17 protein-coding genes are annotated in these 20431 nt (G+C 58.7%); 5 read left to right on the forward strand and 12 right to left on the reverse strand.

All coding sequences use genetic code 11. From position 1 onward, the window contains the following. Positions 1-4: 4 nt before the first annotated feature. The 5 genes from KI787_00260 to phaP are packed head-to-tail and all read right to left on the reverse strand — an operon-like array spanning position 5 to position 3808. Positions 5-1129, reverse strand: a complete 1125-nt coding sequence (locus KI787_00260) for a hypothetical protein (GenBank protein MBV6628362.1) — start codon at positions 1127-1129, stop codon at positions 5-7. Then, positions 1113-1622 (reverse strand): hypothetical protein, encoded by a 510-nt coding sequence (locus KI787_00265; protein MBV6628363.1) that lies wholly within the window; start codon positions 1620-1622, stop codon positions 1113-1115. Before KI787_00265 ends, KI787_00260 begins: the two co-directional genes overlap by 17 nt. Further along, positions 1619-2050, reverse strand: coding sequence for a hypothetical protein (locus tag KI787_00270; GenBank protein ID MBV6628364.1), 432 nt, complete (start codon positions 2048-2050; stop codon positions 1619-1621). Before KI787_00270 ends, KI787_00265 begins: the two co-directional genes overlap by 4 nt. Further along, a complete protein-coding gene (locus KI787_00275; GenBank protein ID MBV6628365.1) occupies positions 2043-2990 on the reverse strand; it encodes a metalloregulator ArsR/SmtB family transcription factor in 948 nt (315 codons plus the stop codon). Before KI787_00275 ends, KI787_00270 begins: the two co-directional genes overlap by 8 nt. A 53-nt stretch (positions 2991-3043) precedes the next feature. Then, on the reverse strand, positions 3044-3808 hold the full coding sequence (gene phaP / locus KI787_00280) for a TIGR01841 family phasin (GenBank protein ID MBV6628366.1): 765 nt from the start codon (positions 3806-3808) through the stop codon (positions 3044-3046). Positions 3809-3996: 188 nt separating this feature from the next. Between phaP and fadB the strand changes: the two genes are divergently transcribed. Together fadB and fadA are read left to right on the forward strand one after the other, a co-directional pair. Continuing rightward, entirely contained in the window at positions 3997-6144 is a 2148-nt protein-coding gene (gene fadB / locus KI787_00285) for a fatty acid oxidation complex subunit alpha FadB (protein MBV6628367.1), read from the forward strand. 48 nt (positions 6145-6192) lie between these two features. Further along, on the forward strand, positions 6193-7356 hold the full coding sequence (gene fadA, locus KI787_00290) for an acetyl-CoA C-acyltransferase FadA (GenBank protein MBV6628368.1): 1164 nt from the start codon (positions 6193-6195) through the stop codon (positions 7354-7356). 127 nt (positions 7357-7483) lie between these two features. Here fadA and KI787_00295 read toward each other — a convergent pair whose 3' ends face one another. From KI787_00295 to KI787_00305, 3 genes are all read right to left on the reverse strand, one after another. Then, on the reverse strand, positions 7484-9313 hold the full coding sequence (locus KI787_00295; GenBank protein ID MBV6628369.1) for a PQQ-binding-like beta-propeller repeat protein: 1830 nt from the start codon (positions 9311-9313) through the stop codon (positions 7484-7486). Positions 9314-9399: 86 nt separating this feature from the next. Continuing rightward, positions 9400-9951: a DUF302 domain-containing protein gene (locus KI787_00300; protein ID MBV6628370.1), complete on the reverse strand. Its 552-nt coding sequence runs from the start codon at positions 9949-9951 to the stop codon at positions 9400-9402. Positions 9952-10009: 58 nt separating this feature from the next. Then, complete coding sequence (locus KI787_00305; GenBank protein MBV6628371.1) at positions 10010-10411, reverse strand: hypothetical protein; 402 nt, start codon at positions 10409-10411, stop codon at positions 10010-10012. A 164-nt stretch (positions 10412-10575) separates the two neighbouring features. Between KI787_00305 and KI787_00310 the strand changes: the two genes are divergently transcribed. Then, positions 10576-11343: a class II aldolase/adducin family protein gene (locus KI787_00310; protein ID MBV6628372.1), complete on the forward strand. Its 768-nt coding sequence runs from the start codon at positions 10576-10578 to the stop codon at positions 11341-11343. A gap of 207 nt (positions 11344-11550) precedes the next feature. On the opposite strand, the gene KI787_00315 is transcribed toward KI787_00310, so the two are convergent. Then, on the reverse strand, positions 11551-12330 hold the full coding sequence (locus KI787_00315; protein MBV6628373.1) for an SDR family oxidoreductase: 780 nt from the start codon (positions 12328-12330) through the stop codon (positions 11551-11553). Positions 12331-12459: 129 nt separating this feature from the next. Beyond that, positions 12460-13494, reverse strand: a complete 1035-nt coding sequence (locus tag KI787_00320) for an AraC family transcriptional regulator (protein ID MBV6628374.1) — start codon at positions 13492-13494, stop codon at positions 12460-12462. 144 nt (positions 13495-13638) lie between these two features. Here KI787_00320 and KI787_00325 point away from each other — a divergent pair, with 144 nt between their 5' ends. Then, the gene (locus tag KI787_00325) at positions 13639-14721 is read left to right on the forward strand and encodes a fatty acid desaturase (GenBank protein ID MBV6628375.1); all 1083 of its coding nucleotides are present in this window, start codon (positions 13639-13641) and stop codon (positions 14719-14721) included. Positions 14722-15423: 702 nt separating this feature from the next. Beyond that, entirely contained in the window at positions 15424-16890 is a 1467-nt protein-coding gene (locus tag KI787_00330; protein ID MBV6628376.1) for a hypothetical protein, read from the forward strand. A gap of 6 nt (positions 16891-16896) precedes the next feature. Here KI787_00330 and KI787_00335 read toward each other — a convergent pair whose 3' ends face one another. Beyond that, entirely contained in the window at positions 16897-18390 is a 1494-nt protein-coding gene (locus tag KI787_00335) for an NADH-quinone oxidoreductase subunit M (GenBank protein MBV6628377.1), read from the reverse strand. A gap of 15 nt (positions 18391-18405) precedes the next feature. Further along, the gene (locus tag KI787_00340; GenBank protein MBV6628378.1) at positions 18406-20430 is read right to left on the reverse strand and encodes an NADH-quinone oxidoreductase subunit L; all 2025 of its coding nucleotides are present in this window, start codon (positions 20428-20430) and stop codon (positions 18406-18408) included. Position 20431: the final 1 nt, after the last annotated feature.

Consider the following 20431-nt stretch of genomic DNA (forward strand, 5'->3'; position numbering starts at 1 on the left):
TCGCCTAGTGCAGATGTTGGGTCGGTTGTGCAGCGGCTGCCGCAGCCTCGCAGTCTGTAAAACGCTTGAGATCGGTTCGAAATAGCTGCAAAAGCCGCCAGGGTGATAGCGCCTGATGTGAGCCTGCGGTTAAACGCATGTGCCCCAGGCGAAATGCCTGCGACCAATGTTGGGCAAATGTACGCAAACCATGCCAATAAGCTGTGCCGGGGTGATACACATGGGCGGGCTCAGAGGTCACACCATTCACCTCTAGTACCTGAAGATCGCGTCCTTGCTGGAGTGCCTGAGCACTTGGGCAGCGTAGATCGATACGGCCGAAATCGAAGCCGGGAATGGCATCACACACTTGCTGCATGCTTTGGGTCAAGGCGGGGCTGCGAAGATGCTGCGCACTACGAAACTCTGCGCCGCGGCAATGTGCACCGATTTGCGCCAGCGGAATCACCTCTAGCGCGGCGGGGGTGCGTTGAAGTTGCTGGGCCCATTGGCGCCAGAGTATGGGAGCCATCAGACGTCCCCGCGGGTCCGCGAGGATGAGCTCGGCCAGCGTGCGGACCCCATCCCCAGTCAGCGACGGCAGGTGTTTATGGGTGAGAGAACTCACTCGAATGCAGCCGCCGGGCTGGTCGCGCTGGACAAATACGCCATATTCATCACCGCCAACATAGGCCTGGGCTAATACGGCGAAGTTCGCTCGGTTTAAATAGCGTTTGGCAGCTGCAGCGTCATGAATGATGGCAACGCCGCGCCCGCGCTGTCCGATGTCAGGCTTTAGCACCACAGGCCAGCCGTGAGTCTTCACCAAAGCCTCAATTTGGCGGGCGGCCGCATCCACATCAGGACTCAGGAGCACCGTGGCTGGCAGGCTATGAGGTAGACGCTCCTGTAGTGCTAGCAAGGTGCGTGACTTGCGCTCGCCAACCACGCTGCCGTTATCCATGCCAGGGTTGCAGGCAGTAAAAGCTGTCCAATGTCGGTGGCGTAGTCCCAAGGCCAAGATCCACAGTACCACTGGAAAGTAAAACAACCAGCCCGGCCAAAACTCCCATCGACGCCAACGCTCCAAGCGCAGTAGCAAATGCTGCCACCCACCCAGATGCGCAGCTGGCTTAGCTGCTGATGGCACGCTGCTCAAAGGCAATGGTAGCTGGTGCTTTACCGAAGCTTGCGGATAGCTCAACGCCAGCGTCTTGCGCCCGTGCGCGAATCACTGCCTGGTGGTGTATGGCGTGGCTTTGCAAAAACAGTAATTCCCGTCCAAGAGTGCTCTGTGTGACCACCGGGTCCTCATTGGGATCGGAAGCTAAGGCGATGCGAAGTTGCAGACTGAGGTCTGCTTGCTGCAGTTGCTCCAAACCGAGCAGCAGCCGGCGTAAGCGATGTGCAGCGAAGCTGCGATCCTGCTCGCTGCGGGTATCTCTGGAACGCTGGTCATAGTCCACCAGCTGCCCTTCTGACCAAGCGCCGAGAAGCATGTCGTAATGGTCGAGTACATGCCGTAGGTGGGGCCCGATCACCTCCTGAAACACACTGCAGGGCAAGGCCGCATCAGTACATAAGGGGAGAAAAGCGCCCAAGGTGCTGCGGCTGTGTTCGATTAGGCGGTAGGCCGCTGTCACGGATTTGTCCTCAAAGTTGGGGTGGGCTGCGCGACACCATATTGACTTAAACCCCAAGAAAAACTGACACAAAACACCACGGTGATCGGAATGCCGGGCGCCAGTGTGAGCAGAATTTCGGGCGTGCCATTGAGCCAATGCGCGGCAACGATGAGAGTGTACAGGCTGATTAAGGTTCCCAGTACGCAGCGCAAGAAACGCCACCAGCGTGGCCCCGGCAGAGCGTACAGGGCCCGCATGAGCCGAGTTCCGCTGTAGGTGACGACAAAACTTATGCTGCCATGCAAAACCGCGGCGCGAGCTGCGACCGAGAAACCATGCTCATGGTTTGCCCACAGAGTCCATAGGCCATAAAAAGCAAAGCCTATACATGCTCCGCTGAAGCCGTCGGCCAAGTTCCATATTCGTTCACCCCATGTACTAAGCATCGTTTAAGCAGGCGTGCAGCACATGGACTTGGTGAAACGGAGGGCGGCTTTCACTACTCAGAGATACGGTGTCGTCCACCATGCTCAGTCCTGCTTGGGCCAGTAAGTTGTCCAGTTGGCTCTGAGCAAAGCCGAGGTTTTGGTGGTCATAGGTGGCGACACTGGCTTCATGCTGATGCGCGTCTAGCGTTGCCAACCAGACACGGCCCTGAGGCTTCAAAACGCGAGCCGCCTCACGCAGCACTTGTGCGGCGTTGGCTGAGTATTGCAGGGCATTGAGCAACACCACAGAACTAAAGCTCGCATCGCGAAAGGGGAGAGCATGCATATCCCCCTGCAGATAAGGGACTTGGTCTAAACCGGCTTGCTGCAGCCGACGCCGACCAGCGGCCGCAACGGTGTTGTCGATGTCAAGACAGACATAACGTCTCGCTCTGGGCGCGAGAAGCTCGGCAATAACGCCATCTCCAGCAGCGATGTCCAATACTTCTCCCAGCTTGAGTTCAGGAATCAATGCCCGACTCACGACTTCCCAGCCACGTCCTGGGGAGTAATGTTTTTCCATCTCCCCGGCAACCCGTGCTGCCCATCCAGGACGGCCTTGCCGACGAGCCTGCAGGGCACGCGCCGCCTCAAGGTCTTGTTCCAGCTCCACACCTTGGGACTGCTCACGCAGAACAGGCAGCATGCCAGCAATGGTTTTGGGAATTGGGTCGCGGAGCTGTTGCAGGCTGAAGTTGCCTTGGCGCTGCTCATCCAATAGGCCCAGCCGGCGTAAGCGCCCCAAGTGGGATGACACCCGTGATTGCGCCAGGCCTGTGAGCTCGGTGAGCTCAGCTACGCTCAGTGGGACCTGACCCAAGATGAGCAGGATGCGCAGGCGCGTGGGCTCGGCAAGAACCCGCAGGGTTTCGGCAGTATTTGAAATGGAACTTTGCATAGTAAAACGCCTCCGCGAGGGAGGCGTTCCAAAGCGTCGCTAGGGCGGAGAGTTTAGCTGCTGGTTTTCTTCGCGGCAGAGGTTGCACGTTTCGCCCGTGATGTCACCGTCTTGGCGGTTCCGCTAGCGCTGCCAGCAGCCTTGGTCGTGCTGCGCTTGGCGGCTGCAGTCGTCTTCTTTGCGGTGGTGCTGGCCTTAGTGGCTGCTTTCCGCGCTGTGGTCTTGGCGTCACTCGCGGCGGACTTGGCTGTAGTTTTGGCAGTGGATGCCGCAGACTTCGCCGTGGATTTCGCTCTGCTCGCCGTAGTCTTTGCCTTCGATGCGGCTGTCTTTGCCGTACTGCTCGCGGTTTTCTTAGCGGTGCTCGTTGACTTGCGTGCTGTGCTGGCCGCCTTCGAAGCAGTGCTCTTGGCTTTGGACTTGGCAGCCCCAGCCGCGTTCGACGCTGCAGATTTGGCCTTGCTGGCGGCCTGTTTGGCTTGCGTGCCGGCTTTGCGCGTTTGAGCAGCGGCCGACTTTTGATCCGCCAGCGCCAGGGACACTTCACTCCGCGTATCGTCCAAAATTTGCGCGGTCTCTTTGAGGTTCGCCAGGATGCGGTCAAGAGTTTCTTGTACCGTTTCCAGCTGCAACTGAGCAGCGTCCTTGATGGAGCCCGCTTTACGTGTTGCCTCTAGGCTCTTACGTAGTTCATCGTAATGCGACTTCAAACCATCCAGCTCGTGCTGGACCAAGCGTTCAAAACCACTGCTGAGTGCGGTGCGCAGCTCTTCTAGCCGCTCTTTAATACGTGCCGCACGATTTGTCGTTGCCGCCATTCGCGATATCCCCTAAGTCCATGGAATAAAAGACTGTTCGGCAGTGTAGAAGGGGTGAAAAGCCGCTGTCAAAGATTCGTGCGGTACAAGGTGCTACCATCGCGAACGTTTTTTCGCATGGCCCAGCGTCCGACCTTGGTCGATCTAAGCCATGCATTCCCCTTCTAACGACCGGAGAGACACCACCCATGGCAGAGATTGGTCAGGCGCTGAGCCTGAAACGCCACGCCGACGGTATCGTCGAGCTGTGCTTCGACCTGCAAGGCGAGTCCGTCAATAAGTTTAATCGGCTCACCATGCAGGAGCTTCAAGCCGCCGCGAATGAACTTGCAGCGGACACTAACCTTAAGGGACTGCTTGTAACGTCTGCCAAGGACGTATTCATTGTGGGGGCCGATATCACCGAGTTTGGTGAGTCCTTTGCGCTGCCCGATGAAGAGCTGCTGGAATGGTGCGCTCAGTCCAACGCGGTCTTCTCCATGATTGAAGACCTGCCCGTACCCAGCGTGACGGCGATCAATGGCATCGCACTGGGCGGCGGTCTGGAAATGGCCCTGTCCACCGATTATCGCGTGATGGCCGACAAGGCTCAGGTGGGCTTGCCCGAAGTCAAGCTGGGCATCATTCCCGGCTTTGGTGGCACCGTGCGCCTGCCGCGTTTGATCGGTGCCGACAATGCCATCGAGTGGATTGCTCAAGGCAGCCAGAACAAGGCCGACGCGGCGTTGAAAGCTGGGGCCGTGGATGCTGTGGTCAAAGGCGACAAGCTGCGTGACGCAGCGCTGAACATGCTCAAGGCCGCCATCGCTGGCGACTATGACTGGCAGGCGCGGCGTAAGCAAAAGACCGGTCCGCTGGAGCTGAATATGGTGGAGTCCATGATGGTCTTCGAGACCGCCAAGGCCTTCATCGCCGGCAAGGCTGGCAAGCACTACCCGGCCCCGGTTGCTGCCGTCAAAGGCATGCAAAAAGCGGCTGGCATGAGTCGTGACGAGGCCATCAAGGTTGAATCCAAGGCCTTTGTGTCGGTGGCCAAGACGCCCGTGGCTGACAGCCTCGTGGGCTTGTTCCTCAACGATCAGCTGCTGAAGAAAAAGGCTAAGACTGCGGGCAAGATTGCTCATCCGGTCAAGCAGGCAGCCGTATTGGGTGCGGGCATCATGGGTGGCGGAATCGCCTACCAATCGGCGTCGAAGGGCACGCCGATTATCATGAAGGACATCAAGGCCGAACAAATCGATCTGGGCCTGTCTGAAGCCAATAAATTGCTGGCGAAGCTTGTTCAGCGCGGCAAAATTGACACCGCAAAAATGGGCAAGGCTCTATCCAACATTCGCCCAACGCTGAGCTACGCGGATTTCGGTGGCGTCGATATCGTTGTCGAAGCCGTGGTGGAGAACCCCAAGGTCAAGCAAGCTGTTTTGGCCGAGGTCGAGGCGCAAGTTGGTGAGAACACCATCTTGGCCTCAAACACCTCCACCATCTCGATCACCCACCTGGCCGAAGCCTTGAAGAAGCCTGAAAACTTCTGTGGCATGCACTTCTTCAACCCGGTGCACCGTATGCCTTTGGTGGAAGTCATCCGCGGTGAAAAAACCTCGGATGAAGCCGTTGCCACGACGGTGGCCTACGCAGCGGCCATGGGCAAAACCCCCATCGTTGTTAACGACTGCCCGGGCTTTTTGGTCAACCGCGTGCTCTTCCCGTACTTCGCCGGCTTCCAGGGCCTGGTCAACGATGGGGTGGATTTCCGCCGCATTGACAAGGTGATGGAAAAATTCGGCTGGCCCATGGGCCCGGCCTACTTGCTGGACGTGGTCGGCATCGACACGGCACACCATGCCCAGGCGGTGATGGCCGAAGGCTTCCCGGACCGCATGGCCAACGATGCACGCACTTCCCTGGATGTGATGTTCCAGGAAGACCGCTACGGCCAGAAGAACGGTCGCGGCTATTACGTGTACGAGCTGGATAAGAAGGGCAAGCCCAAGAAAATCGTTGACGAGTCGGTATTCGAGCTCATCAGCGGCGTGCAGGGCGAGGCCAAAGAGGTTAGCGATGAGGAAATCATCGAGCGCATGATGCTGCCGATGATTTTCGAGACCGCGCGCTGCCTGGAAGAAAACATCGTGGCAACGCCGAACGAGGCCGACATGGGCTTGATTCTGGGGATTGGCTTCCCGCCCTTCCGCGGCGGCGCGCTTAAGTATGCCGACCGGCTGGGCCTGGCCAATGTGGTGGAGACGGCCAAGAAGTACGCCGACCTCGGTGCCCTGTACACACCGCCTGCCGCAGTCACCGAACGCGCGGCTGCCGGCGAGACCTTCTACAAGTAATGCCAGGTAGCCGCTGAACCAGCGGCTGCCGCTAAGGAGAAATGAGTAATGACTGAAGCTGTCATTGTTGATGCGATTCGCACACCCATGGGCCGCTCCAAGGGTGGCGTTTTTCGCAATGTGCGGGCCGAGAATCTGTCCGCTGAACTCATCAAGGCCATCCTGGCCCGAAACCCGGCCGTTGATCCGGCCAGCATCGAAGACGTGATTTGGGGCTGTGTGGGACAGACCCTGGAGCAGGGCTTCAACGTGGCCCGCATGGCGGCCCTGTTGGCTGGTCTGCCGCACGAGACCAGTGCGCAAACCGTGAACCGTCTATGCGGTTCGTCCATGACGGCCATCCACACCGCTGCCGGCGCTATTGCTCTGGGTAATGGCGACATCTTCCTTTGTGGTGGTGTAGAGCATATGGGCCATGTGCCCATGACGCATGGCATCGATCCCAACCCGGCCTTATCCACCAAGGTGGCCAAAGCCTCCGGGATGATGGGCCTGACCGCTGAAATGCTGGCCACCATGCACCAGATCAAGCGTGAAGATCAGGATGCCTTTGCCCTGCAAAGCCACCAGCGTGCGCACCGGGCCAACACCAATGGCGAGTTCGCCAAGGAAATGGTCGCCATCCACGGTCACGACGCCGATGGCGCGCCGATCAAGGTGGACTTCGACGAAGTGGTTCGCGCCGATGCCTCTATGGACGGTCTGGGCAAACTGCGCCCGGTCTTTAACCCCGCCTCCGGTTCCGTGACGGCTGGTAATAGCTCGGCCATTTCCGATGGCGCGTCTGCGGTGCTGGTGATGAGTGCCGACAAGGCCAAAGAGTTGGGTCTGACCCCGCTGGCCAAGATTCGCTCCACCGCGGTGGCGGGGTGCGACCCTTCGGTGATGGGCCGTGGTCCGGTGCCGGCCACCCAAAAGGCGCTCAAGCGCGCTGGCCTGAGCCTGGCTGATATCGACTACTTCGAGCTCAACGAAGCCTTTGCCGCCCAGTCGCTGGCGGTGCTCAAAGAGCTCAAACTCACCGATAAGCAGGACGTGATTAACATCAAGGGCGGCGCCATCGCTCTGGGCCACCCGCTGGGTTGCTCCGGCTCCCGGATCACCGGTGCTCTGGCTCACATCCTCAATGAAAAGGATGCCCAGTTTGGTGTGGCCACCATGTGCATTGGCATGGGCCAAGGCGTGGCAACGGTGCTGGAGCGGGTGAGCTAGCCTCAGCCCTCAAGGCTTAAACATGAGCCGCAGTCGGTGAAAGCCGGCTGCGGCTTTTTTTTATGCTCCGCCTTTGGGTTGTGCTGGCCCGTACCTTGGACAGCCCCGGAGTCGAGGATCAAGGCGATTATTGCTCTGCAGGCGTAGCCAGAGCCCAGCTTTGGATGAGGTCGCCCGGGGCATAGCCAAACAGGGCATTGCCGCCGCTCACAACAGCAATATGCTGCCGACCGTCTACTTCATAGCTAATCGGAGGCGCATTCACCCCAAACGGTGTTTTGGACTCCCAGAGTTTTGCGCCGGTTTCGGCAGCGAGAGCCAGTAAGGCACCGCCGCCCTCACCACTAAACACCAAGCCACTATCGGTGCTGAGCAGCCCGCCAATAAGAGGGTTGGATGTGCGTTGTTGCCAGAGGACGCGGCCGCTATCCAAGTCCAGAGCACTGATTAAACCGTACCTTTCCGCATCATAAACCGGCGACATAGAGGAGTACTGCAGCGCCGGTGCTTCTTCGCTTGCGGGCAGAGTATGCAGCCGGTACTCCACCGGCCAGTGAATGCCCGCAATAAACACTTTGCGCCGCTGGGCGTCTACGGATACCGGGGACCAATTACTGCCGCCAATCACGCCGGGGTAGACGATGGTGCCTTCTGCTGATGGCGGCTTGAACATGTTGTGTTGCGGAACAAAGGGCTCGCTTTTGTACAGCAACTCTCCGTTGTCACGGTTGAGCACATAGAACCACCCGGTTTTTCCGGCTTGGCCTACCGCTGGCAGGCTTTTGTCCCCCTGTTGCCAGTGGAAGAGCACCGGAGGACTAGCCACGTCATAGCCCCAGAGATCATGCGGCACCTGTTGATAGTGCCAGCGCAGTGTCCCGGTGTTGACGTCGAGGGCCACCACAGAGGAGGTGTAGAGGTTGTCGCCGGGCCTGGATGAGCCTTGCATTTGCGGTGAAGGATTGCCAGTGCCGAAGAACAGGGTATCGGTGGCGGTGTCAATCACGGGTGTGCTCCACACCGAGCCGCCGCCATAACGCCAAGCTTTGCTGTAAGAGGGGGCTTGGGCTTTTTCGCGTTGCGGATTTCTTGGCAGGCGCTCTCCATCGGCGGTGCTCTGAACAAAGTCGCCCTCCCAGCCTTGCTCGGGAATGGTGTCGAACTGCCAGATCGGCTCGCCCTTGCTTAAGGAATAGGCCGCAATAAAGCCACGCCGACCATAATGACCAGCGATTCCGACCACGGCCCCGAGAGGGGCATTCTCCCGAGGGTTATCCAAGTGCAAACCATAGCCCACGCCGGTAATGCCGATGATGACCTTGTCGCCGTGCACGGTGGGAGCCATATTCAGCCCAGCCCCCGAAGTGCCCACCACTTTGCCTGTGGCTTGAGTGCCCAAAGCGCGAATATCTTCGGCGATTCCGGCATCACCGCCGGTGACATCGCGGTCCCAGAGCAGCTCTCCGTTGGCCGCATCCAGGGCCAGCAAGTGCCCATCCACGGTGCCCATCAGCACCCGTCCCTGGGCCAGGGCGACGCCCCGGTTGGCTGGTCCGCAACAGGGCTTACGTCGCATGTCGCGGCGGTGCTGGTAACGCCAAATCTCCTCGCCGCTGGCGGCATTCAAGGCCACCACATGGTTCCAGGGCAGGGATACATACATCACCCCATCGGCAACGATGGGGGTGGCCTGGAAGCTGCCCTTGATGCCGGTCTTAAAGGACCAAGCCGGCTTGAGTTGATGAATGTTCTCCGGGCTGATCTGGCTGTTTAGTACATGGCGATGATGGGCCGCATCGCCGCCGTAGAGCGGCCACTCGGCCTGCGCGGCTAGCGCGTAGGAGATGCTGCTGAGTAATGCCAGCCCCCAAGCTTGTTCCTGCCATCGCCTAAGCCCCTGGCTTGGCCGTGACAGGGTGCCAGATGCTGCCATGAAGCCTGGCTGGGAATGGTGCATAAGGGGCCGCCGCGTCTCCGTACTGGCCTTAAATACTTCCACCCCCGCAGCCTGGCTGGTCCTGCTTAAGACCAATGGAGGAGGGCTTAGGGTTGGCTGGATTTTGCCTTTTTAGAGCTGAGCTGGGGCTCGAGTAAAGCTTGCTCAGCGAGCTGGGCCAGCGCCGCGTTGATGGTGCTGGCAGCGGGGTGATCGATTGCTAGACCATGGCGGGCGAACATAGCTCGAGCATCCACATACACCAGTTCGACGCCAGAACTGGCCGCTCGAATGAGCATTCTTTGGGGCAAATCCAAAGCCAGATTCGGTGCTTGATGCATCAAGGGTGTGCCCAGAGCCGGGTTGCCAAAGACCAGTACGGTGGTGGGCGGAAGCGCGAGGTCGGCTGCAGCTGCATTGCGGTGATGATCAATGCGTTGCATCAAGCTGAGCTTGGGGTGGGCCTGCAGGGCTTGCTCCAGTTGAGCCACGGCTTGAGCTTGCGGGATTGAGGCGCGCAGAATCACCCAATCCTGCGCTCCATCGTGGCCGAATGATGGCGCTGGCGCTGGCGCTGGCGCTGGTGCTGGTGCTGGCGTTTGCGAAGCGCAGGCCTGCATTCCCATGATGAGCAGTAGGCTGATTGCAATCTTATTCATGGCGCGATGAGTTAAAGCGGGCAGCTGAGTCCGGCATTAAGCCTGCGCTCAGCCAAAGTTAATGGGTGCCCGGCAAGCACAGCAGGGTGAGTACCAAAAATGCCAGCCACAGACCAATCTCGGCGGTTTCGGTCCAAGGCTGGGTTCTTTCGAGCGCTCCCCAGATGTGTACCAGCACCATCATCAAACAAAAGGCCGCGAAGAACTGCATCAGAACTTCGGTACCAAAGCCAGTCCAGGCCGCGCGAAAGAAGAAGAGGTTGGTAACCAGGGCAAAAGAGCCCAGACAGCGCGCGAAGTACCAGCAAAGGTCGGTGTCGTCGGGCAGCTTCCACTGCAGCATGTGGGCCCACTTTGCCGGCATTAGTAAGATGGGCAGGCTAAATGCCAGGAGGGTAATGAGCGATAACACCTGCAGGTAGAGCGCGGCGTGCTCTGACCACATGCCAATCCAGTTCATGCGCTTGTTGTTTTGTCTCCCGTGGCTACTCATAGTGCCAGACGGGCCCGTGACTCACGCCTCGCGTCCGACCAAGGTCCAATGCGGCGCCTGTAGCCTTCTGCCCAGCGCGATTTAGGGTTAGGCTGATGCTTGTGGAGCGAGACAACCCACAGGAGTAATACATGGGCGACTTAATGAGCCAAAGCCTCCAAGGCCAAGTGTCAGAGCAGGAATGGCAGGCTAGGGTGAACTTGGCCGCCGCCTACAGGCTGGTTGCCATGTATGGCTGGGACGATCTGGTCTTTACGCATATCTCAGCTCGAGTGCCGGGACCGGAGCACCATTTCTTGATCAACCCCTACGGTTGGTTGTTTGAGGAAATCACCGCCAGCAGCCTGGTGAAGGTAGACCTCGACGGGAAGGTGGTGATGGATACCCCATACCCCATCAACCCGGCTGGCTTCACCATTCATTCGGCCATTCATGCTGCGCGGGATGATGCCCATTGCGTTATGCATACGCATTCGCTCAACGGTGTGGCTGTATCCGCCCAGGCGGCTGGTTTGTTGCCCTTGTCGCAGCAGTCCACCATTGCCTTGGCGGCTCTGGGCTATCACGACTACGAGGGTATTGCTCTGCGCGCCGAAGAAAAGCCTCGTTTGGTTGCCGACTTAGGCCAGAACAGTTTCCTCATGCTGCGCAATCATGGTTTGCTCACCGTGGGCGCCAGCCCCGCCGATGCATTTCTGGCCATGTATGTGTTTGAGGCAGCCTGCACGATACAAGTGCGCGCCCAGTCTGGCGGTGGGGAACTGGTCCAGGTCGATCCGCAGATTCTAGCCGGGGTACAACAAGCCGCCGCCCAGGTGACCAAGGGTCTTGGAGGAGAGCTAGCCTGGCCAGGCTTGTTGCGTAAGCTAGACCGCCACAACCCCGGCTACGACCGCTAAGCAAAGTACGGCTAAGCCGCTGGGTTGCATTCACCGCCGCTTGGGCTAAACACTTCAGCAATCGCCCCTAGGCTGCGGCTACTATGCTTAAGCCGTCTACTGCCTGGCTATGCTTGCGGATGCCTTTGAAATTTGCCAAGGCAGATGGGAGCGAGCCGGCACCAAAGCCGGGCCTAGTCAGGCGACTAGACCCAGCAGCAACGGCAACTAGCGTGACTTTTCCATGGACTTACGGGAAGTCGCCAGGACCATCTTGCGCGGCAAAAACGGCAGCACGCAGTTCAGCACGAACTTCAAGCCAAAGTCGTTAATCGCAACCAACTTCTGGTTCTGCATGGCCTTGTATCCGTATTCGGCCACCGAGGCGGCGCTTGCGGCCTTGTCGAATACAGCCACTCCATCCAAATCTCCGGCAGCCACAAAGCCCGTGGCCACCGGGCCCGGACACAAGGCCGTCACACTCACTCCAGTGCCCTTGAGTTCTTCGGCAATGGCCTGCGAGAAGGACAACACAAAAGCCTTCGTGGCGTAGTAAGTGGCCTGCAGCGGGCCCGGTAAAAAGCCCGCCGTAGAGGCTACGTTCAAGATTTGCCCATGACCGCGCTCGACCATGCCCTGGAGGAAGAGATGACTGAGCTCGGTCAAGGCGGAAATGTTGAGTTGAATCATCTCCAAATCACGGCGGATGTCGCGTTCATGGAATTTCCCATGGCCGCCAAAGCCCGCATTGTTAATCAGGATGTCGACCTTGAGTCCCGCGTCCTGAGTGGCAGCGGCCACGTCTTGCGCCGCGCCTGGCTGCGATAGGTCTTGAGCAATAGTGGTGACCTGAACCTTATGCGCACTCTCAAGCTCATCTTTCAGCGCCTGCAACTTGTCCGCGCTGCGCGCGACCAGTATCAGATCGCCGCCCTGACGGGCGTGGATGCGGGCGAATTCAGCGCCAATGCCACCGGATGCACCGGTGATGAGAGCGGTGTTGCTCATAACTGTCTCCTCAAAGTGTCTTAAGCGGGCATCTTAGCGGTTTAGCCGGATTTGGCCTTCATTGCGCCCCATGTTTGGCTCGCAAAGTAGTGATGAGGCAGCCTACGGCGTGGGGGCGCATTCTGAGACTTAGCGAGGCGCTGAGGCTGACTGGGGCGCCGCAACGGATTCTCGAAGCTGCCCAGGTGTGCTTTTAAACCAGCGCTGGCAAGCCCGGTTCAAACTGGATACATCCTGAAAGCCCAGCAGAAAACACACTTCACTGAGGCTGAGTGCGGCGTTGGCCAAGTAACCCTTGGCGAGCTCCTGGCGGAGCTCGTCCAGCACCCGGCTGAAGCTAGTATGGTGCGCCGCCAGTTGGCGCTGCAGCTTGCGGGGACTCATGTAAAGGTGCTGCGCGAGTTGCTGCAAGCTCGGTTCGCCGTTGGCGAGATGCTGGGCAAGGTGGTCACGAAGGCTTTGCACAATATCCGGACGTTGGATGTTGTTTAAGTTGGATTCCAACAGGGCTTCGTTGGCGCGGGCCAGCTCGGGGTTCCCGGTGGGCAAGGATTCATCCATCACATCACGGCAAACACGGATGAGATTCTGATCAGCGGCGAATTTCGGCATCAGGCCGAAGGCTTGGCAGTATGTTTGCGTGTCGCTGGGGGCAGGGTGGGAAAAATGCAGCTCCTGCAGGCTGAAACCGCGGCCGTAAAGCTGCCGTCCCATGCGATAGATCACACAAACCATGGCCTCGATGGCCTGCGGCGCGGGTTGTATGGGCCCATCAACAGGTGCAATGACCAGAGTGGTACCGCGGCTGTCGCTACGCAGTTCTAAGCTGCCCGCATCGCTTACCACCGCGAAATAGCGCAGGAGTCGCTCAAAGGCGTCTTGGAGGGTGGTGCTAGCGAGCAAGGCATAGCCCAGCGCCTGAAAGGTCGCGTGGTCCACATGCCGCGCCACTTCCAAACCCAGATCCTCTCGCCCCGAAGCTTGCACCGCAAGCGCCCATAAGCGCGTGGTGCCTTCAAGGGCATAACGTCCTTGCGGCTGGCGCAGGAGGGCCGGATCCAGGCCGGCCTCCCGGATCAGATGCGGCGCGTCTAAGCCGAGGGTCCGCATCGTCGCGACCAAGGCCCGCGTCCAGCTCGATAAGGAAGTGGGGCTTTGTTTCATGGTGGATCGAAGTCTCCTTGGCACCTGGGGCCAAAAACTTGGCGTGCGAGGCCTCTACTCGTGAAAGTGAACGACTGTACTCTATGGAGCATTCAGACAGGAGACTGCCTCATGAGCAAACCCCATCACTATGACCCATCGAGCATGACGGACGCGGAGAGAACGGCCGCGGTTAAGGCAGAAATCCAAGCTGCCGGCGAAGATATCAAGGCACGCTTTCCCATACTGCGTCACCAGAACCTCATCGGCGCCAGCATTATGGCTGTCTCCCTGGCCGGAATGCTGGCCTGTGCCTGGGCGTATATCGCTGGGCATATGGCTTGGTGGCTGTGTGTGCCTTTGGTGGCCATTTTTGCCAGCTTCATCCATGAGCTGGAGCATGACCTCATCCATTACCAGTACTTTCGCAAGCATCCGCGCATCAACAGCCTGATGTTGCTGTTGGGCTGGATGGCTCGCCCCAGCACCATCAACCCCCTGGTACGGCGCAAACTGCACTTCCACCACCATAAACACTCCGGCACGGAGTCGGATCTGGAAGAACGCGGTATCACCAACGGCGAGCCCTGGGGCTTGCGACGTTTGTTGATGACCGGCGACAACATGCTGGCGGTGTATCTGCGCCCAGTGTCCACCTTCAAAATGGTGCGTGCCTACATCAAGGCCCAAAAGCCCAAGGACAAAGCAGCGTTTCGCAAGATGGCCTGGGAGCAGCGCCTGAGCTATTCCCCGCTGGCGACCATCTACTACGCCGCTTGGCATGGCTGGCTGCTCTGGCATGCGGCAGTGCTTTTGGCGACGGCCTTCGGCCATCCGCTAGAAGCCCAGGGCGTGTTCGCCGGTGTGGTGCAGACCCTCAATGTGCTGGCGGTGGTTTGGATGCTGCCCAGCTTACTGCGCACCTTCTGTCTGCATTTCATCAGCAGCAACATGCATTACTACGGTGATGTCGAGGACGGCAACATCCTCCAGCAGACTCAGGTCTTCAACGCCTGGTGGCTGGCACCGCTGAATCTGTTTTGCTTCAACTTCGGCAGCACCCACGCCATTCACCACTTTGTGGTGGGGCAGCCCTTTTACCTGCGGCAGATGGTGGCTCCGCGTGCGCACGCCATCATGCGTGAGATGGGGGTGCGGTTTAACGACTTCGGCAGCTTCAAGCGGGCCAACCGCTACCGGCCCGCGCCCACGGAGAAAGCCGAAACTGTGGAGGCCGCAACTGCCTGAGGATTATTAGCCGCAGATTGGCACAGATGAACGCAGATTTTTGGGGTGCCTTGTGTCGTTGCTAAGCGCGGCTCAACGGTGTCCAGAGTGTCAGGCTAGGCGGTGAGCGTCACAGGGCCACTCGTTCATCGGTGCTCATCTGTGACATCTATGGGAGAAATATCAGCGGTCGGTTGCTGCTGATGATGCGACCCAGTTTGGTTGGCATCAAGCGAGGTGTTTGTTGGCCGCAGATTGGCACAGACGAACGCAGATTATGAGCCGCTTTCTGCAGCGCCCTGCTTGATTGACAGGTAAGCCTCGAGTCGAGGCTTGGCCAACAGCACAGACAGGACAATCTGTTTCGGCGACATCACCCGAAACATCATCTGCGTCAATCTGCGTAATCTGCGGCTCCTGGTCTCCATGCCACGCTGATGCAGGCAAGCCGCTCGCCAAGTGTTTTTTGACCGGAGATTGGCGCAGATGAACGCAGATTGTGGGGTGCCTTGTGTCGTCGCAGAGCCAGGGTTTTGGTTGGTCTAGGCTTTGAGCTTGGCGGTGAGCATCATGGGGTCACCCATTCATCGGCGCCCATCTGTGACATCTGTGGAAAGATTTTTCCTGTTGCTGCGCCGGTGATGACGTGCCGTTGGCTGGTGGTTGTTAAGACTGCAGATACGCAGGTGATATAGTCCAAACACGCTGGATTTGAACCTTGCCATGCGCTTCCAACACTATTGCTTAGGCCTGCTTGCTGTGCTGGCCACTTCTGTTGCCGCCCATCCGCGGGTGGCGCTCGATCCTACTTTGCCTACGGATCTCACCTTTTCCGCAACGGATAATGTCGAGTATTTAGGGCGCTTCCCAGAGCACTCGGGTACGGCCGGTGCACGCTTATTGGGGGATCGGTTTTATCTGACCGATCCCCGCGGCGTCTTTGTCTATGACGTTTCCATACCGGAAAGCCCAGAGTTACTGGGGTCGCTCATACTGCCCCAAACATTCACCGGCGTTGCTTTGGCGCAAGAAGATCCCGATACCGATGGCAAGATTTTGTTGGTGGATAGCGTCGACCCGAACATGCCGGAAATTGGCGATGGTTTGGTCTTCGGCAGTCTGCAAGTTGTGGATGTATCAGACCCTGCCAATATGCGCGTTCTGGGTACCGCAGATGTGGCCGACCACACCTGGAATTGTGTGTCGGCGGAAGTCGACGGCGAACTGAATGGCTGCGCCTATGCCTATGGACGTACGGGTTGGATCGTAGACCTTAGAGATCCGACGAACCCCACTCCGCTAGAGCAGACCTGGCGCGCCGCGGTGAACTATGGTGACTTGGGCAATACGCCCTACACCCATGACCTCACAGAGATTCGGCCGGGCATTGTGATGTCAGCCGGCTCCAGCAATATCTTGATGGATACCCGCGACCCGGCGAACCCGGTGGAGTTGAATCGGGTGAGTTTTGAGCCTGAGCGTTTCTCCACTTTGGGCTATCACCAAGTGGAGTGGCCCAATGCCGGCCGCGACAGTATTGCGGTCTTTGGAACCGAAATCGCTCCCTCCGGAAATACCAATACTGCCGGTAGCGATTGTGAGGCCAGCGCCGATGGGGGCGCCAATTCTGTGGTGGAAACCTGGGATGCGCGCGCCGTATCCGCAGCCCTTGATGCTTACCTGGCGGGAGAGCTTAACGTCGAAGATGTCCGCGCGATGAATTTCAGCCTGCTGGACGCCTACGATGCTGGCTCCCGCGGGCTGTTTCTGGACGGTTCTGCGCCTGGTCATGTGCTGTATTGCGCCCACTGGTTTGAAGTGCATCCCGAGTTTGATGGCAGCGGCCTGATGGTGGTGTCCTATTACGACCGCGGTACCCGCTTCGTGAACATTGACCCTCAGGGGCAGATGGAAGAGGTGGGCTGGCTGGTTGCCGCAGAGAGCTATAGTGGCTCTGCGCAGTGGGTATCCGAAGACGTTGTCTATGTCATGGACTACCGCCGCGGCCTGGAGATTATTCATCTCGTCGACCAACCGGCGACGCAGGTCTACCAACGCAATGCCAATGCTACCCGTCCCACGCGCGGTGGCGGTGCCTTCTGGGCACCTTTGATGATTGCTGTTCTGCTCACGGGCGCAACGTGGCTGCGCCGACGCCAGGTCGCCTTCTGTGCGGCCCATGACCGGTAAGTTCGGCTACGGCAATGAGGGTGATGCGGAGCGCAGCATTTCGATCTGGGCCACGATTTCGTTCACGCTTGCGTCCATGGTCTGCAGTAGGGGGCCGGGGTAGAGGCCAATACCGAGTACTACGGCGGCCAATGGCACCACCGTGCACATCTCACGAAGGTTGAGGTCAGTGAGCTGACTGGCGGCCTGGGTGCGGGGCTGCCCGAGGGCCACCCGCTGGAGCATCCAGAGCATGTAGGCCGCGCCCAGCACAATGCCGCCCATGGCCAGAACGACGAAGATGAAGTGTTCGTAGGATACGCCCACCAAAATCAAGAACTCTCCAATGAAGTTTGAGGTGGCGGGAAGGCCGAAAGAGGCGACGGCGAAGAGGCTTAATATGGCCACAAAGCGTGGCATGCGTTGATGCAGACCGCCGTAGTCAGCCATGGCTCGGCTATGCGTGCGGTCGTAGAGCTGGCCCACAATCAAGAACAAGGCGCCGGTGGTCACCCCGTGCGTCACCATTTGCAGTATGGCCCCTTGCACACCTTCGCGGCTGAAAGAAAAAATACCCAGGGTGACAAAGCCCATGTGGGACACCGAGGAATAGGCCACCAACCGCTTGAGATCGCTTTGGGCCAGGGCCATGTAGCCGCCGTAGAGGATGGCGCTCACCGAAAGCCAGAGCAAAGGGGTGGCAAAGGCAATGGCGACGTCGGGGAAAATGGGCAGGCAAAAGCGGATCATGCCGTAGCCGCCCATTTTGAGTAGAACCCCAGCAAGCAGAACGCTCCCGGCTGTGGGCGCTTCGGAGTGAGCGTCCGGTAACCAGGTGTGAAAGGGGATCATCGGGAGCTTGATGGCAAAGCCGAGGAACAAGGCAGCGAAAATCCAGGTTTGCGCGCTGGGCGAATAGTCGTGCTCGGCCAATGCCAAAATCTCGAAGGTGCCGGCTTCCAGCGACAGCCCCAAGATCCCCACCAGCAAGAGCAAGCTGCCAATCAGGCTGTAAATCACATACTTGAGGCCGGCCGCCGCGCGCTCGGGACCGCCCCAGAGAACAATCATGAAATACATGGGAATCATGGTGACTTCCCAGAGCATGAAAAATAAGAAGGCATCTAGCGCGGTAAACACCACAATCATCGCGGCTTCGACGATCAAGATCAGGATCATGAAAGCGCGTAGCCGGGTGCGAATGCCGACCCAGGAACCCAACACACACAAAGGGCAGAGCAGGGCGGTCAGCAATACCAACAGAATGCTGATGCCATCCACTCCCACGGCGTACTGAATGCCAAAGGTTGGCATCCATTCCACGCGTTCAACAAACTGCATGCCCTGGTTGCTGGTGTCGAAGCCCAGCCACAAACCCAGGGCCAGGAGCAGATTAAGCAAGGTGGTAATCAGGGCGGTGTGGAGTATGACTGGCTCGCGCACAAAGGCAACGGCGGCAATACCGAGCACCGGCACGGCGATCATCCAACTGATCAAATGATCGGCAAATAAAGCGGCCATACGGTGTTCCCTCCGCTAACTAAACCAGTAGAAAAAGCTCAGCGCCGCTACCAGCAATAGCACCACCACCAAGAGGTTGTGCTGCAGGGTATGCGCCTCATAACGCAGAGCCTGGCGGCCCGTTTTCTCCACGCTGCGCGCTACCTGATCCACCGAATGGGCGAGGGCTCCGGTATCGATGACCTCGGCTAACTTGTGAGCCATGCCTACGCTGCCGGCACCGACCGACTCCACTTGGCGGTCGATGATATCGCGGTCAATGCGGCGGGCAAGCCAGGCGGCTACGGCCACCGAACCCGGTGCTACCGAGAGTATGAAGCGATCAATAAGTCCCCGATCAATTACCCGCCAGCCCCAATGTGCAAAGGCCAGACTAGGGCGGACAATGACCGCCTCATAGAGCTCATCGAAGTAAGCCTTGTTCAGGAAAAACACATACAGGCGCTTGTTCCAGCTTGCCGCGTTGGGGCCCGGAGCATGATCCCGGCGCAGCCAAGCCAGCCCCCAGCCAAGTACCGCCGCGGCCAAAGCGACCCCTAGCGCTGGTCCAACACCTGGGCTGGTCTCCACCGCCATCGGCGCTGCGCCCACATAAGGCGACAAATAGCCCACAAACCAGCGCCACACTGCAAGCAACACAGCAATCCACAAGCCCAGGGCCAGGGCAACGCCGATGAGATAGCGCCGGTGGAAGAACTGGGGTCGTACCCAGCTGCCTTGCGAGGCAGGCCCGGCAGGGCTGTGGCGGAAGACTTCGTTAATGCACTTGAACACATAGATGGCCGTACAAAACACGGTGCTCAAGCCCACCACCCAAAAGAGCGTGGAGGCTGCGCTGAAGTTTTGCGAGAGCCATAAATGTTGGTAAGGCGCCGAGAAGATCACAAGCGGGGGTAGCAGAGCGAGTAAGAGCGCGGCTATATACAAGCCCTGAGTGGCAGGAACGGGGGGCTCTGGGTGCTCGGCGAAGCGCCGTTTGGTGGCTGCCAGTGAATTGCCAGTGGAGAGGAATAAGAAGGCTTTGAAAAAGCCATGTGCGATCAAGTGGAAAATGGCCGCCACAAAAGCGCCCACACCACAGAGCAAAATCATGAAGCCCAGCTGACTCATGGTGGAGTAAGCCAAACTGCGTTTGATGTCGCTCTGGGTCAAAGAGACGATGGCCGCAAAAAGAGCGGTCAGGCCACCGACAATAGCAATCACCGTCATGGCACTCGGTGATAGCACCAGCACGGGGCTGAGTCGCACCAGCAAAAAAGGTCCGGCGTTCACCATGGTGGCGGCATGAATAAGGGCCGACACCGGGGTAGGCGCTTCCATGGCTAGGGGTAGCCACACATGCGCAGGCATTTGTGCCGACTTACCAACCGCGCCCATGAATAAGCACAGCGACATCACGGTCATGGCGGTGGGCGAAAACTCCGCACCGGAGCGCGCCAAGGCCAGGATCTCGGGAATATCCAAGGTGCCAAAGTTTCGGAATGCCAAAATCACGCCGATGCTCAGGCCCACATCCGCAATGGAATTCACCAAAAAAACCTTGGTGGCCGCGCGTATAGCTGAGGGGCGGTCGGCGTAATGAGCAATGAGCAAGTAGGAGCAAAAGCCCATCACCTCCCAAAAAATAAAGGTCACCAGCAAGTTGTTGCTCATCACCAAAAAGGTCATGGCTGCGGTGAACAGGGCGGTGAGGGCAAAGAAGCGGCTATGCCGCCGGTCGCCGATCATGTAGCGCCCAGCATAGACCTGCACGATGCTGCTAACGCCGGTAACCAGCAATAAGATGAGTACGGTGAGTGGGTCGATATAAAAGCCAAAGTCCACCACCAAATCGCCCACAGCGAACAGCTGGTAAAGATCCAGCTGAATGGCGCCCTGTGCTTGCACTTGCGTGAAGGCCAGCAAGGACAGAACAAAACTCGCCGCGACTGCGGGGATGACGATTCGATGCCCTTTGCCTTCTAGCCGGCGACCTGCCACCAACAACAGTAGCGATGCGGCCAGGGGCAGGGTGGGGATGAGGGTATAGATCAGCATCACG

Source organism: Oceanococcus sp. HetDA_MAG_MS8, assembly GCA_019192445.1.
Taxonomy (GTDB): Bacteria; Pseudomonadota; Gammaproteobacteria; order Nevskiales; family Oceanococcaceae; genus MS8.

What these genes read in the sequence shown, in the direction of transcription:
- fadB (MBV6628367.1), top strand. Translation starts at nt 3,997, where the DNA reads ATGGCAGAGATTGGTCAGGCGCTGAGCCTGAAACGCCACGCCGACGGT.
- KI787_00325 (MBV6628375.1), top strand. Translation starts at nt 13,639, where the DNA reads ATGACGGACGCGGAGAGAACGGCCGCGGTTAAGGCAGAAATCCAAGCT.
- KI787_00310 (MBV6628372.1), top strand. Translation starts at nt 10,576, where the DNA reads ATGGGCGACTTAATGAGCCAAAGCCTCCAAGGCCAAGTGTCAGAGCAG.
- KI787_00275 (MBV6628365.1), bottom strand. Translation starts at nt 2,990, where the DNA reads ATGCAAAGTTCCATTTCAAATACTGCCGAAACCCTGCGGGTTCTTGCC.
- KI787_00305 (MBV6628371.1), bottom strand. Translation starts at nt 10,411, where the DNA reads ATGAACTGGATTGGCATGTGGTCAGAGCACGCCGCGCTCTACCTGCAG.
- KI787_00270 (MBV6628364.1), bottom strand. Translation starts at nt 2,050, where the DNA reads ATGCTTAGTACATGGGGTGAACGAATATGGAACTTGGCCGACGGCTTC.
- KI787_00330 (MBV6628376.1), top strand. Translation starts at nt 15,424, where the DNA reads ATGCGCTTCCAACACTATTGCTTAGGCCTGCTTGCTGTGCTGGCCACT.
- KI787_00300 (MBV6628370.1), bottom strand. Translation starts at nt 9,951, where the DNA reads ATGAATAAGATTGCAATCAGCCTACTGCTCATCATGGGAATGCAGGCC.
- KI787_00315 (MBV6628373.1), bottom strand. Translation starts at nt 12,330, where the DNA reads ATGAGCAACACCGCTCTCATCACCGGTGCATCCGGTGGCATTGGCGCT.
- phaP (MBV6628366.1), bottom strand. Translation starts at nt 3,808, where the DNA reads ATGGCGGCAACGACAAATCGTGCGGCACGTATTAAAGAGCGGCTAGAA.
- KI787_00295 (MBV6628369.1), bottom strand. Translation starts at nt 9,313, where the DNA reads ATGCACCATTCCCAGCCAGGCTTCATGGCAGCATCTGGCACCCTGTCA.
- KI787_00320 (MBV6628374.1), bottom strand. Translation starts at nt 13,494, where the DNA reads ATGAAACAAAGCCCCACTTCCTTATCGAGCTGGACGCGGGCCTTGGTC.
- fadA (MBV6628368.1), top strand. Translation starts at nt 6,193, where the DNA reads ATGACTGAAGCTGTCATTGTTGATGCGATTCGCACACCCATGGGCCGC.
- KI787_00335 (MBV6628377.1), bottom strand. Translation starts at nt 18,390, where the DNA reads ATGGCCGCTTTATTTGCCGATCATTTGATCAGTTGGATGATCGCCGTG.